Raw genomic sequence first — 12,695 nt, 5'->3', positions numbered from 1 at the left:
CGTCCCCGGCCGGCCCGGTGCCGGGCGCGGTGTCACGGTTCGGGCGCCCTGGCTTTCACGGACCGCCGCCTGTCGCGGACAAGGGCGGCTTCCCGTACTGCACGCTGACTTTCACCCAGCTCGTCGACCACCGCGATCCGTCGAAGGGGACCGTCGCCGGTGCCGCTGTTTCACCCGTCTGGGCGGGCTGGCGTGCCGACGGGTTTCCTTGTCCGCACTCTAGAGTCCATCAAAGGCGCAGGACAGTGGTCCATGTCGGACCGCCGGTACCTGCAAGGCTTGTGTCGCGACCGGAATGTCCGCCGTCCAGCCTGGCGGACGAGCCTGTCCGAGGGCACGGTGTCTGGGGGCGGCCTGCACTTCACAGGAGAGAGGCACGGCATGTCGCACGGCTGCGGCAGGACGCGGTGGAAGCGTTTCGCCCTTGTCCTGGTTCCGAGCACGGCGGCTGCCGCGGCGCTGGGTATCGGCATGGCGCAAGGAGCGCTGGCCGCGTCGTTCTTCATCTCCGGCCATCGGTTCCAGTTCGCTGCGGACACACTGACCACTCGCGGAACGAGCATCTACGGCATGGTGGACGTGACCAGAGAGGGCCGCCATGTGCCCGTCGTGGTCACAGGTGCCAGGTACGCGACGATCAAGAGACTGTGCGAGTCCGTAGCGGTCGAGATCCCGGTTCTGGGCCTGTACACACTGCGGATCACCGGCGGCGACCGGGCCGAGGCGCGGGACATCTTCATCGACGCGACAGCTCTGTCAGCCGGTCGGGCGACCTTGAACGACCTGGACGTAGGTGTCGCCGCAGGCTCGGTCACCAAGGGCCCGATCGCCCCGGGCGACCGGAACTCGGGGCTCTTCGATCCCAACGGTTTCGCCCAGCAGGCCACGTCGGCCACTCTGACCGACGTGCGCGTGGACGCGGTCGCGATCTCGGCTGCCACCCTCAGCGTCCCTGACCTCCACGTGACTGTCAGGCAGGGCAGCCACCGCTGCTTCTGACTCCGTGCACACCGCTACGGCCCCGGACAGCATGCGGACGCGGTCATGGGCCGGCCCATCCGTACTCGTTCGACCTGGCACCGACCGCACCGACTCCACGAACCGCAGCATCACCGGCGATACCCACCCCCTTCACCCTGGAAGCCGCACGTGATCAACGAGCCTTTCGGCACCCTCCCAGGACTACGCGACAGGATCGACGGCACACGACGCAGATTCAGAACCTGGCGTGGTGGGCGCCCGTTCTGGGCCGGCCTGTTCCTGCTCCTGGCGGGGGCGCCCATCATCTACTTCCCTTACGTCCACATCACGCTGAAGGGCGTCGCTGTCGCCCTGTCCACCACGGCCGGTGCCGCATCACTGATCATCGGGATCCTGCTCATGACCTTGGGCATCACGCTCTGGTTCCATCAGCAGGTGCGCGTCTTCGCCGGGATCGCGGGCCTGCTGCTCAGCCTTGTCTCCTTTCCCCTCGCCAACTTCGGGGGACTGCTTTTCGGACTCTTCTTCGGCCTTGTGGGCGGTTCCCTGGCCTGTGCCTGGGACCCCTGCCCGCCGGAGGCCGAGGTGCAGCACACAGCAGCCTTGCCACCTGTGACCGTTCCTGGGAGCGATGGCCCACAGGGCAACTGACAACCTGACGGGTCGGACCTTGTCGCCGGGGCAAGAACGCGCCCGATGCTCACGGCGCACCGCGAGCGGTCACCGTGCTGCGGGCTGTCATTCGTCCGGACCGCGGCGCCGACTTGGCCGAATGAGGCGTCCGCACTCTTTACACGTGCCCCATGCGTCGCTAGCTTCACTGGCTGGTGACAACGATGTCAACTTCGCATCCGAGGAGGAGTGATCGTCCATGGTGTCACGAAGAGACTTCTTGCTGACCAACGGAACGATCCTGGCGGCAGCCGGACTGGGCTTCGGCCTCCCCGGCCAGGCCACCGCCGCCGAACGTGACAGCCCCACCCGCCTGCTGCCGTCCTTCGGCCATGCCACCACCCTCGACGTCGCCGACGTGAGCAGCCTCCACGGGGACGATCAGCTGCTGCTGACCACCCTGCAGGGGGTCGTCAACCGGCGCCGCCCTCGTCTCTACTTCAACTACGACGCCGGCGGCGTCGACCTGCGCTGGCTGGCCGGCACCGGCGCCGACGTCACCCGCCACGACAACGCCCTCGACCTGATCGGCCGCTACCGCGGCGAGGTCCGCGGCGCCGTCCTGCACGACCCCGAGGTCCCCGACTCGGTCAACGTCGCCACCACCCTCGCCGGTCTGGAGAACGCCGTCGCGGCCACCGCCGAACAGGCGAGCCGGTACGGCCTGAAGGTTGTCACCGATCTGCGGGGCCGTTTCGCCGACGACCCGCAGGCGGTCCACCGCTGGCAACTGGACAACCTTTTCCCCCGCTGCGCCCACACCCTGCTGGCCGGGCTGCCGCCCACCAGGACCGTGAAGGTGGACGGTGTCCAGTGGCGTGAGATCGCCCGCGAGCCGGACCGTATCCGCGACTCCTCCAACCGGGAGGTGCGCACCTTCGACCTCAGCCCCGAACTGCCCGGCCCGGACGGGGCCTTCCTCCGCTTCCAGGACTCCCTGGGGGACGACGGCTGGGGCGCTTCGGTGGGGCGGGTCACCGTACGGGCCGACGGCCAGGAGATCGCTTCCTTCGCGCCGGGTACGGACGCCGAGGCCCCGTACCTCTTCGACGGGCTCAACTCCTCCCTCGGCGGCGACGCCAACCGCTTCTGCGACGGGGGCGGTTACTTCGTCTACCGGTTCACCGCACCGGCCGGGACCACCCGGCTCACGGTCGATGTCGACCTGTGGAACCAGTACCTGGTCACCGCCACGACCACCGCGCCCACCCGCGTCGAGCCCTTCCCGTACTTCCGCGACTACGCGGTCGCCGCCCGGGCCATGGTGGTGTGGCTGCCGCCGTCGGGGGCCACCGGCGCGCTGCTCGACGAGGTGTTCAGCCGGGTCGAGCCGACCACCCCGTACTGCGGCTGGTTCTCCAATGACGTGGCCGGGGAGTGGGGCGGCGTCGACCGGGCCTCACAGCACGGGGTGGAAGTGGTGCCCGCCGACTACTACATGAACGGCACGGTGCACGCCGGCACCCGGGCGAAGGTTTCCGACCGGGTCCGGCCGCGCCAGCCGGCGACGCTTCGCAACCGGGTGTACCTCACGCTCACCGTCGGCGAGGGCGACAACGTCCAGTACTGCCAGCGCCGCATGCGTGACCTGTGGGACAACCCCGCGCGCGGCCAGGTGCCCGTCAACTGGACGGTCAGCCCGCTCCTGGCCGACATCGGACCCGCGCTGCTGGCCCACTACCAGCGCACGGCCACCGCCAACGACCTGCTGATCAGCGGCCCGTCCGGCGCCGGATACACCTACCCCGGCTCCTGGCCGCGAGAGGCGCTGGACGCGTACACCCGGCTCACCGGGAGGTTCCTGCGGCGGACCGGTATGGATCTGGTCTACGCGTACAACCAACGGCTCCCGGAGGGCAACGGCTGGGTCCCCTTCGACGACCGCATCGTCCGCTCCTACCGGGACAACACCCCGTTGCGCGGCATCATCCAGTCCTGGGAGACCGGTGACCTGCAGATCCGTCCCGTCGGGCTGGCGGTGATCGGTAACTACTGGCCGCAGGGCAACGCGGCGGAGTACCGGGACGGGCTGGTGAAGCACATCGAGGACTGGGACGGGAACGGCCCGCTGTTCATTGCCGGGGCGGTCAACGCGTGGAACTGGACGCCGAGCGACATTGCCGAGCTCGGTGAGCTGCTCACCGACCCGTTCGAGGTGGTGAGAGGGGACACCTTCTTCGAGCTGCTGGACCGGGCCTCCCGGTAGGAGGAGAGAAGAGAGCCGTCCTGCGACTCGCACGACACGAGACCGTCCGGGTCACAGGGGCGATCCGGGGTCCTCGCGCGATCGACGGGCGGGCAGAAGACGCTCTCCGGACTGCCGGCTGACCGGCGCGGTCGCCGGTCAGCGCGGGTCCTCGAGGACATGGCGAGAGCTGACCGAATACACGAATCGTTGTAGGCTGCGGAGACCGCCCTTGACCTGCAGAAAGCAGGCAGGGAGCAGACATTTCCGGGAGTTTCCCCATGCTTCGTACCATGTTCAAGTCGAAGATCCACCGGGCCACCGTGACCCAGGCCGATCTGCACTACGTCGGCTCCGTCACTGTTGATGCCGAGCTGATGGAAGCGGCCGATCTGCTGCCCGGTGAGCTCGTGCACATCGTCGACATAGACAACGGTGCCCGGCTGGAGACGTACGTCATCGAGGGCGAGCGCGGCTCCGGTGTCATCGGCATCAACGGCGCAGCCGCCCACCTCGTGCACCCCGGCGATCTGGTCATCCTGATCAGCTACGCCCAGGTCGACGACGCCGAGGCCCGCGCTCTGACTCCGCGCATCGTCCATGTCGACGCCGACAACCGGATCGTCGAGCTCGGAACCGATGCCTCGGCACCCGTGCCCGGCACCGCCACCGAACGCAGCCCGTACGCCCTTCCCGCAGCCAACTGACCGTTCCGTTCACGAGGGAGACCCCGCCATGGCTGAGAACACCGCGCTCGAATTCTTCGACGACCGGGCGAACGGCAAGCTGCTGGCACGGGTGGACGGCCGGACCGCCGGAGTCATCGCGTACTTCGTGATGGACGGCACCCCCGCCGCGCTCGTCGCCGTGCACACCGTCGTCGAACCCGAGCACCAGGGCAAGGGTTTCGCCGGAGCCCTGGTCCAGGAGTTCTACGCCATGGCGGACCGCGAGGGAGTGCCCGTCGTCCCGCTCTGCCCGTACGCCGCGAAGTGGGCCCTGGGCCACCCCGACCAGGCTCCGGTGGCCCCCACCGAGCTGGTGGAGCAGGCAAAGCAGCAGCTCAAGTCCCACCCCGAGCTGTAGCGATCCGATCCCGTCCCGTCCGAACAGGATCCGAGCCCGCGCCGATGACACTTGCGCTCCTGCACACCTCCCCGGTCCACGTCCCGGTCTTCGAGGCGCTCCGCGACGCCGACCACCCCGGTCTCGCCCTGCGGCATCTCGTGCATGAGGACCTGCTCGCCCGTGCCCGGGACGCAGGTCCGGACGCGGTGCGGGGCGAGATCGAGGCGCTGCTCGCGGGAGCGGTCGCCGAGGGTGCGACCGCGGTGCTCTGCACCTGTTCGACGATCGGCGCGGTCGCCGAGTCCGCCGCGGAGTCGCTCGGCGTCCCCGTCCTGCGCGTCGACCGTCCGATGGCGGCGGCCGCCGTCACGCGGGACCGGGTGGTGGTCCTCGCGGCGATCGACGACACCCTGCCGCCGACGCTCGCCCTGCTCGCCGAGGAGGCCGGCAATCGGCGCGTGGACATCCGCACGGTGCTGGTGGACGGCGCATGGGCGCGGTTCCGGGCCGGTGACCGTGACGGCTACCTCGATCTGGTGGCGGCGGCCGCCGACCGGGTGACGGACGCCGATGTGATCGTGCTGGCCCAGGCGTCCATGGCCGATGCCGCCACCCGCACAGCCACCCGGATTCCGGTCCTCTCCAGCCCCCGACCCGGGCTCTCCGCCGCGGCCGCAGCGGCGGGTTGAGCCGCCGTACGGGTTCTCGTCCGACGGTACGGAACTCGTACGTATGGACTCGGCAGGCGAGGGCAGCCGCTCCGGGAGACGGTGGACTCGAGATCCGCCCGAACCTTCGGAGGCCCGAGATGACCAACCCGTATCCCGACCCCGTTCCACCCGCGCCGACCCCCGGCCCCATGCCGGGACCGCCGTCGCCGCTGCCCGAGCCGACGCCCGCGCCGCCCGTCCCCGGCCCTGTGCCGCCCGGTCCGTCGCCCCACCCGATTCCGCAGCCGCCGCGGCCCGAGCCGGTGCCGGAGCCGGAGCCGTCGCCCCAGCCGCCCGGATGACGGGGCCGGCACGTACCGCCGCGACCTGCTACGGGTCACGCCGCGGTCCGAGCCCGAGGAGCGAATCGGCGTGGCCGGCGCCGCTCTCCTCGGCGATCGAGTCCAGCGACTGCGCATCACGCACCGGCGCGAAGCGCACCGTGTCCCCGTCCGAGCCGTCGTCCCCGCCGTCGCCGACCGTGCTGAAGCCGTACACGGCGGGGCGCGGCAGGCTGTTGTACGCCCACGGTGTGGAGAAGTAGTACGCGCCCGTGTCGTACAGCGCCACGAAGTCGCCCTCCCGCAGCTCCGGCAGCTCCCGGGCGTGCGCGACGACATCGCCGGCGAAGCAGCACGGCCCCGCGATGTCCTGGACCAGCGGCGGGCCCTCCTTGGGCCGCCCCTCGGCGTCGAACGCCCCCGCCCGCAGGGGCCAGGCGTCAGGCATGAAGACGGTACGGGTGGCGATCTGCGCCCCCGCGTGGGTGAGAGCGATACGGCGGCCCCCCGCATCCTTTGTGTACTCGACGAGCGCCCCGATGAACCCGTTCTTGGCGAGCAGCGACCGGCCGAACTCGGTGACCAGCCCGTAGCGGCCGTCGAAGAGACCCGGCACCGCCGCCCGCAGCGCCGCCGCATAGGCGGCGAAGGTGGGCCGGACGGAGTCGTCGTCGAAGTTGACGGGAAGGCCGCCGCCGATGTCGATGCTGGTGACCTGTCGGGTGCCGAGCGTCTTGTTGATCTCCTCGGCGAGCTCGTACATCTCCGCGACACCGGCCGCGATCAGCTCCAGCGAACAGCCCTGGGAACCGACATGGGCATGCAGCTGGGTCAGCCAGGAGTGGTCGGCGAAGGCCTGTACGACACGCTCGCGCGCGCCGGGGTCGAGCAGCGCCACGCCGAACTTGGAGGTCGCCGTGGCGGTGCTCATTGCCCCGATGGAGCCGCCGCCCACCTGCGGGTTGACGCGTATCCCGATGACGGAGGCCGAGCTGCTGGGCCGCAGCGAGGCGATCCGGCGCACCTCGTCGAGGCTGTCGGCGTTGAGCGCCACGCCGAGCGCGAGCGCCTGACGGATCTCGTCACGGGTCTTGGCGGGGGAGTCGAGCACGATGGACGAGGGCGCGAAACCAGCGTCGAGAGCGATCCTCAGCTCACCCGGGCTGGCGACTTCGCACCCCATGCCGCAGTCGGCGAGCAGCCGCAGTACGGGGACCAGCGACGCGGCCTTGGCGGCGAACGTGTGCAGCACGCCGGGGGTCCCGGCGAACGCGTCCTGGAGGGCGGCGACCGATTCGCGCACCCCGTCGGTGTCGATGAACCCGGCGACGGGCCGGGACTCGCCGAGCAGCCCGGCGCCGACGGCGTGGCGGACCGCGGCGGCGACACGCGCGGAGGACGGAGGGCCGGGAGCGGGCGCGGTGAGAGGCATATGTCGAGAGTCGGTGATGGGAGCCCCGCAGGTCTCTGTCGGACGGGACAGGATCGGTGTCGGTCCTTGGCCGTGAACGGTTGTAGCAATACAGGACAAATCTATCCGCTGAGGCGGACGGCGGAAGTGATGAGCAGCCGGGTGTCGGGGTCGTCGAGATCGACGCCGAACCGCTCCCGGGCGCGGCGCAGCCGGTATCGCAGGGTGTGCGAGGGCAGGACGAGCCGCCGGGCCGCCCGTGCGCCATCGCCCGACGCGTCCACAGGGGCGGCGAGCGAGCGGACCAGCTTGCCGACGCCCGCCCTGCGGTATGCACCGCCCGCGCACTGCGCTCTACTGGATCGGCGGGCGCACCGGCGCCGGACCCAGCGTCGTGCTGCCGGGCGCCGCCCGGTGGCCGAGGCCGGTCCGGTACGCGTCCATCGCGGCCTCGGTACGGCCGGCCCGCCGCAACAGATCCCCGAGAAGCCGGCAGATGTCCGCAAGGTCACCGGCGGCGCCTGCCCGCTCCAGCAGGCCGAGCGCGGTGACGTAATGCTCCTCGGCGCGGTCGAGGTCGCTCCGCTCCTCGGCGATCAGGCCGAGCAGCCGGTGCACGCCGCCCGCATGGACCGACCCCCGGTCCGCCTGCAGTTCGCCCAGCAGCCGCAGCAGCAGGGCCTCCGCCTCCTGTCGCTTGCCGAGTCGGCGTAGGACATCTGCGAGTTCCACCTCGACCTGCGCCGTGTAGAGCGCGGCCCGCTTAGACGCCAGCATGTCGCGGGCGGCGCGCAGTTCGGTCTCGGCGCCGGACAGATCGCCGTCCTGTGCATGGACGTAGCCGCGCATCCAGTGGCAGTGCGCCATCTCCGTACGGATCTGCAGCTGTTGGTAGATCTCGGCTGCTTTGGCGAGCGAGGCGTCGGCCTCCTGTGTGCGACCGGCCGCGATGAGCGTACGGGCGACGCCCCGGTGCAGCCCGGCGACCAGCTCCGGGTCTGACACCTGGGGTGCCAGGGCCAGGGCCAGTTCGCCGGCCTGCGCGGCACGGGCGTGGGCGCCCATGTCCATGTAGGGGGCGATCGCGGCCGTGTACAGGAGGAGGAGGGCGCCGGGGTCCTGCAGACCGGAGGCGTTCAGTTCGTCGATCGCGCTCTCCAGCAGATAGCAGGCGTACCGGAGTTCACCTGCCAGGAGGTGCGCGACGGCCCGGCCGCGCACCGCCGGCGCGCGCTGCGGGAGCGGGGCGTCCGCAAGCAGCTTCTCCGCGGCCTCGAAGCGCTCGCGGGCCACCGGCAGCTCGCCCGTCTCCAGTGCGCACTGCCCGAGCCCCAGCAGAGCCGTGGCGCGTTCGCCGTCGAGGCCGAGCTGTTCGGCCTCGGCGAGCAGCCTGGTGTAGTCGGCCACGGCGTCCTCGGCGGCGCCGGTGGCCAGGGTCCGCTGGGCTTCGACAAGTTTCAGCCGGAGGTCGGTGGCGAGATGGGCGGGACGTCCCGTCTCCAGCTCCTCGTACGTCACCCCCAGACGGTCGGCGAGATGACGTACGGCAGCCTCCGAGGGGCGGACCCGGCCCGCCTCCAGGGTGGAGATGTACGCAGGGGTGTAGGCGGGTTCGGCCAGTTGGCGCTGGGTGAGGCCGCGCTCCGTACGCAGTCGGTGCACGCGTCGTCCGATGGCGCCGGGGTCGTCGGACGGCCCACGCCGGGCCCCTTGTTCGCCCCCGTCGCTCGGCTTCTGCCCGGTGTCCGTCCCTGCGGTGTGCTTCGCGGCCACTGAGTCACCCTCCTGCTTCCCACATCTCACCCTGCGCCCCATGAGGGGCAGTTGCCCGGTTACGAACACCAACCACGGGCCGTCCGGGCCTTGTTCCGCGTCCGACGCACCTCTAGGTTAAGTCTCGCGCTAAGTCGATTTAACTCCCAAGTTAATCAACGGTTGCGCCGACTCGCGTCCGCCCGAAGTCCGAGGCTCTCAAGGAGTTCTACATGCGCATACGTCCAGGCACGCGCCGAACGGCAGGATCGGTGGCGGGACTCGCCCTCGCCGGCCTGCTGGCAGCGACTGCCGCCGGCACCGCCCCCGCGGAAGCCGCCCCGACCGGGAACGGCCGAGGGGGAAGCCACCAGGTCGAATACTTCCCGCAGCCCGGCGGCGCCGGGAGGACCGTCGAGGTCCCGGCCGACGCACCCGCGCAGACCGGTCGGAGCTCCGGGGCGTCCCTGAGCGCCGCCGAGGCCGCCGTGGACGGTACGGTCGGCGAGCAGGCCGTGACCGGATCGACCGACGACCGGCTGGATGTCGTGATCATCGGGGACGGCTACACGGCCGACCAGCAGGACGACTTCCACGCGGACGCCACCGCCAAGTGGGCCGACATCACCGCCATGGAGCCGTACCGGAGCTACCAGAACCTGTTCAACGTCTGGACCGTCGACGCCGTCTCCAACGAGTCCGGCATCAGCGGCGATCCGGGTGCCGACGTCGTCAAGGACACAGCGCTCTCCAGCTACTTCTGGTGCGCGGACACCGAGCGCCTGGTCTGCACCGACATCGACAAGGTGGCGTCGTACGCGGCCCAGGCGCCCGCCGCCGACCTCGTCGTCGTCATCGCCAACTCCACCAAGTACGGCGGTGCCGGCTACTCCGGTCTGCAGGCCGAGGGCTACCCGTTCAACGGCGTGTCCACCCTCTCCTCCGACCACTCGTCGTCGAGCATGATCGCCGCCCATGAGATCGGCCACTCGGTGGGTCTGCTGGAGGACGAGTACACGTACCCCTCGTACGGCACCTGGACGGGCGGCGAGACGGACGGCCCCAACTCCACCACGTACACACCGGCGCAGCTCATCGAGAAGCGGACCAAGTGGTATCGCTGGCTGGGGCAGAGCGACCCGACGGGCTCCACGGTCGGCACGTACGAGGGGAGCGCCTACTACCCGTACGGCATCTACCGGCCGACCTCCACGTCGATCATGCGTGAGCTGTCCAGCACCGAATTCAACCTGCCCGGACGCGAGGCGATGATCGCCGGCTTCTACCGTGCGGGCAACGCGCTCAGCACCACCCTCGACACGAACACCGGGGTCAAGCGCGGCAAGCGGATCCCGGTCAGCCTGGCCGTGGGCACCACCGGCCTCGCCCGGACGGATCTGCGCTGGTACGTCGACGGTGTCGAGAAGGTCCACGCCCGGGGCCGTACCGCCGTCACCCCCGGCTCGCTCGGCGTCCGTGCCGACGGTCGCAGTCACAAGGTGACGGCCGAGGCCGTGGACCGTACGGACGCCATCCGGGACCCCGCCGTCCGCGCCCTGGCCACCGACACGCTCACCTGGAGCGTCCAGGCCACCGGCCACCGGAAGTAGCGGGGCTGTTCCGGGCCCTCCTGTCTCAGGCGACGATCGGGATCACGGCCTCCGGCGTCAGCATCCGGAACGTGAACGACTGGTGGAAGTAGAGCCGGATGTGGGTCGCGTCGTGGTCCTGATAGCCGATGGACAAGTCCTGGCCCAGCCGCAGCTCGAAGTCGCCGCCACGGGTGGACAGCAGTACCCCGCCCTTGACGGCGGGCGCCCACAGGATCTGGTCGTCCAGCAGTCGCGCGAGATGCGTGGCCACCGGGTAGCCGTGGTCGGACGTCTCGGTCGCCTCGGTGAACGCGTCGGCGCCGAGCAGCAGCCGGTACGGCCCGTCCACACCGGCCAGCCGCAGCTGGGTCAGCGCCTGGCTCACGGTGGTCGGGTAGTCGCGGGCATCGGCCGGCAGCGGCAGCGCGGGATGCGAGGAGCCGTCCCGAAGACCGGTGATCCCGGCGGCGGCGTACCCGTCGATGATGGCCATGTCCTCGGCGAACGCACAGGTCCGGGCGGCGTCCTTGACGGGCTGCCAGTCGCTGTCGTCGGAGCCGCGCTCGACGTCGTCCACGGCCGCCCGGGTCACCGTGAACGGCACCCGCCACTCGATGACCGGCTTCGACGTACGGGCCCGCGCGATGACGTCCGGTGTCGGCGGATCGATGTCACGCAGATGCCCGTCACCGACCGCCGCGAGCGCGGGCCCCTCCGGGTCCGTCACATCGACGACGCGGCGGCCCGCCAGATGGCGGCTGAAGGTGCGCCGGGCCTCTTCTTCGATCTGGTCCCAGGCGGCTTCCGTGACGGGGGCGAGTTCGCGGTGGAGGTTGTTCATCACTGGGCGCTTTCTTGCAGGCTGCCGATGTGCAGCGAACCGTCGTCCGCACCCGTCGGAGCCGGGGCCTGGGCCACCGGCGCGGACGCCGGCTGCGGCAGGGACTCGGTCCCGGACAGGACGGGAGACGGCGGCGGGGCGTCGAAGAAGTCGGCGCAGGGGGCGTAGAAGAGCGTGCCGGTGACCGCGGTCGAGAAGTCGAGAATACGGTCGTACGTACCGGGCGGACTGCCGAGGAACATGTTGCGGAGCATCTGCTCGGTCACGTCCGGGTCGGCGGCGTAACCGATGAAGTACGTGCCGAACTCGCCCTGCTCGAAGCTGCCGAACGGCATATTGGCGCGCACGATCTCGCGCGCCGACCCGTCCGGCGCGGTGAGGGTGTTCAGTGCGACATGGGAGTTGGCGGGCTTGACGGCATCGGACATTTCGATGTCGTCGGCCTTGGTGCGGCCGATGACCCGCTCCTGCTCCTCCGTGCTCAGCGAGTTCCAGCCGGCCAGGTCGTGGAGATACTTCTGCACGATGACATAGCTGCCGCCGGCGAAGTCCGGGTCGGCGGAGCCCACGAGGGCCGCAGCCCGCGCACCGGCACCCACCGGGTTCTCCGTCCCGTCGACGAAGCCGAGCAGATCCCGGTGGTCGAGGTAGCGGAACCCCTGGGTCTCGTCGACGACCTTCACCGCCCCACTGAGTCTGCCGATCAGCCGGGCGGCCCACTCGTAGCACACGTCCATCCGCTCGCCCCGGATGTGGAACAGCAGATCGCCGGGGGTGGCGGGCGCGTGGTGGCGGGCGCCGCGCAACTCCTGGAACGGATGGAGTCCGGCCGGCCGCGGCCCCGCGAACAGCCGGTCCCAGGCATCCGAGCCGAACCCGGTCACACACGCCAGATCGGAGCCCGGGAACCGGAAGTCGATGGACCGGGCGAATGCCCCGAGGTCCGGCAGTGCCTCGCGTACGGCGGCCTCACCACCGGGCTCGATCGTGACGACCAGGATCAGGGCGGCGGTGGTCAGCGGCGAGACGACGGGCTGGGCGGCGGCCGGGTCCGGGACGGCGTCGGGCATGCGGCGGCTCCGAGGAGTGGTGGCGACAGCGCGCGCGTGGCGGCGGTGCAGGAGTACGGCGGGACTCGCTGCTACTTACGCATACGTACGGTCCCGCCGCACTCCGGGTGACCCGGCCGGACGAACAGCTGC

12 protein-coding genes are annotated in these 12,695 nt (G+C 70.7%); 7 read left to right on the top strand and 5 right to left on the bottom strand.

Annotated features, from left to right (window positions below; genetic code table 11):
- The first annotated feature begins 381 nt into the window (after nucleotides 1-381).
- The 6 genes from OHA88_RS09715 (at nucleotide 382) to OHA88_RS09690 (ending at nucleotide 5,595) form a co-directional block, all read left to right on the top strand.
- Complete coding sequence (locus tag OHA88_RS09715; RefSeq protein WP_328625131.1) at nucleotides 382-999, top strand: DUF6230 family protein; 618 nt, start codon at nucleotides 382-384, stop codon at nucleotides 997-999.
- Between the two features lie 150 nt (nucleotides 1,000-1,149).
- Complete coding sequence (locus tag OHA88_RS09710; protein ID WP_328625130.1) at nucleotides 1,150-1,632, top strand: DUF6114 domain-containing protein; 483 nt, start codon at nucleotides 1,150-1,152, stop codon at nucleotides 1,630-1,632.
- 220 nt (nucleotides 1,633-1,852) lie between these two features.
- Complete coding sequence (locus tag OHA88_RS09705) at nucleotides 1,853-3,859, top strand: GxGYxYP domain-containing protein (protein ID WP_328625129.1); 2,007 nt, start codon at nucleotides 1,853-1,855, stop codon at nucleotides 3,857-3,859.
- A 260-nt stretch (nucleotides 3,860-4,119) separates the two neighbouring features.
- Nucleotides 4,120-4,545, top strand: a complete 426-nt coding sequence (gene panD, locus OHA88_RS09700) for an aspartate 1-decarboxylase (protein ID WP_328625128.1) — start codon at nucleotides 4,120-4,122, stop codon at nucleotides 4,543-4,545.
- Nucleotides 4,546-4,573: 28 nt separating this feature from the next.
- Nucleotides 4,574-4,924: a GNAT family N-acetyltransferase gene (locus tag OHA88_RS09695; protein ID WP_328625127.1), complete on the top strand. Its 351-nt coding sequence runs from the start codon at nucleotides 4,574-4,576 to the stop codon at nucleotides 4,922-4,924.
- 44 nt (nucleotides 4,925-4,968) lie between these two features.
- A complete protein-coding gene (locus OHA88_RS09690) occupies nucleotides 4,969-5,595 on the top strand; it encodes an aspartate/glutamate racemase family protein (RefSeq protein ID WP_328625126.1) in 627 nt (208 codons plus the stop codon).
- A 351-nt stretch (nucleotides 5,596-5,946) separates the two neighbouring features.
- Here OHA88_RS09690 and OHA88_RS09685 read toward each other — a convergent pair whose 3' ends face one another.
- From OHA88_RS09685 to OHA88_RS09675, 3 genes are all read right to left on the bottom strand, one after another.
- Nucleotides 5,947-7,329 carry a diaminopimelate decarboxylase gene (locus tag OHA88_RS09685; RefSeq protein WP_328625125.1) on the bottom strand — a complete coding sequence of 461 codons (1,383 nt, stop codon included), beginning with the start codon at nucleotides 7,327-7,329 and terminating at the stop codon, nucleotides 5,947-5,949.
- Nucleotides 7,330-7,430: 101 nt separating this feature from the next.
- A complete protein-coding gene (locus tag OHA88_RS09680; RefSeq protein ID WP_328629639.1) occupies nucleotides 7,431-7,616 on the bottom strand; it encodes a helix-turn-helix domain-containing protein in 186 nt (61 codons plus the stop codon).
- A gap of 46 nt (nucleotides 7,617-7,662) precedes the next feature.
- Nucleotides 7,663-8,982: a helix-turn-helix domain-containing protein gene (locus tag OHA88_RS09675; RefSeq protein ID WP_328629638.1), complete on the bottom strand. Its 1,320-nt coding sequence runs from the start codon at nucleotides 8,980-8,982 to the stop codon at nucleotides 7,663-7,665.
- A gap of 311 nt (nucleotides 8,983-9,293) precedes the next feature.
- Here OHA88_RS09675 and OHA88_RS09670 point away from each other — a divergent pair, with 311 nt between their 5' ends.
- Nucleotides 9,294-10,670, top strand: coding sequence for a M64 family metallopeptidase (locus OHA88_RS09670; protein WP_328625124.1), 1,377 nt, complete (start codon nucleotides 9,294-9,296; stop codon nucleotides 10,668-10,670).
- A 25-nt stretch (nucleotides 10,671-10,695) separates the two neighbouring features.
- On the opposite strand, the gene OHA88_RS09665 is transcribed toward OHA88_RS09670, so the two are convergent.
- Together OHA88_RS09665 and OHA88_RS09660 are read right to left on the bottom strand one after the other, a co-directional pair.
- Nucleotides 10,696-11,493: a family 1 encapsulin nanocompartment shell protein gene (locus OHA88_RS09665; RefSeq protein WP_267008392.1), complete on the bottom strand. Its 798-nt coding sequence runs from the start codon at nucleotides 11,491-11,493 to the stop codon at nucleotides 10,696-10,698.
- Nucleotides 11,493-12,563: a Dyp-type peroxidase gene (locus tag OHA88_RS09660; RefSeq protein WP_328625123.1), complete on the bottom strand. Its 1,071-nt coding sequence runs from the start codon at nucleotides 12,561-12,563 to the stop codon at nucleotides 11,493-11,495. The genes OHA88_RS09665 and OHA88_RS09660 overlap by 1 nt, the downstream gene beginning before the upstream one ends.
- Nucleotides 12,564-12,695: the final 132 nt, after the last annotated feature.

The sequence above is a fragment of the Streptomyces sp. NBC_00353 genome, assembly GCF_036108815.1.
GTDB lineage: Bacteria > Actinomycetota > Actinomycetes > Streptomycetales > Streptomycetaceae > Streptomyces.
The sequence above is the reverse complement of the archived record's forward strand: the minus strand, read 5'-3'. Positions and strand labels throughout refer to the sequence as shown.

Coding starts and splice junctions, on each gene's coding strand:
- panD (WP_328625128.1), top strand. CDS start 4,120: ATGCTTCGTACCATGTTCAAGTCGAAGATCCACCGGGCCACCGTGACC.
- OHA88_RS09715 (WP_328625131.1), top strand. CDS start 382: ATGTCGCACGGCTGCGGCAGGACGCGGTGGAAGCGTTTCGCCCTTGTC.
- OHA88_RS09660 (WP_328625123.1), bottom strand. CDS start 12,563: ATGCCCGACGCCGTCCCGGACCCGGCCGCCGCCCAGCCCGTCGTCTCG.
- OHA88_RS09690 (WP_328625126.1), top strand. CDS start 4,969: ATGACACTTGCGCTCCTGCACACCTCCCCGGTCCACGTCCCGGTCTTC.
- OHA88_RS09665 (WP_267008392.1), bottom strand. CDS start 11,493: ATGAACAACCTCCACCGCGAACTCGCCCCCGTCACGGAAGCCGCCTGG.
- OHA88_RS09705 (WP_328625129.1), top strand. CDS start 1,853: ATGGTGTCACGAAGAGACTTCTTGCTGACCAACGGAACGATCCTGGCG.
- OHA88_RS09685 (WP_328625125.1), bottom strand. CDS start 7,329: ATGCCTCTCACCGCGCCCGCTCCCGGCCCTCCGTCCTCCGCGCGTGTC.
- OHA88_RS09670 (WP_328625124.1), top strand. CDS start 9,294: ATGCGCATACGTCCAGGCACGCGCCGAACGGCAGGATCGGTGGCGGGA.
- OHA88_RS09695 (WP_328625127.1), top strand. CDS start 4,574: ATGGCTGAGAACACCGCGCTCGAATTCTTCGACGACCGGGCGAACGGC.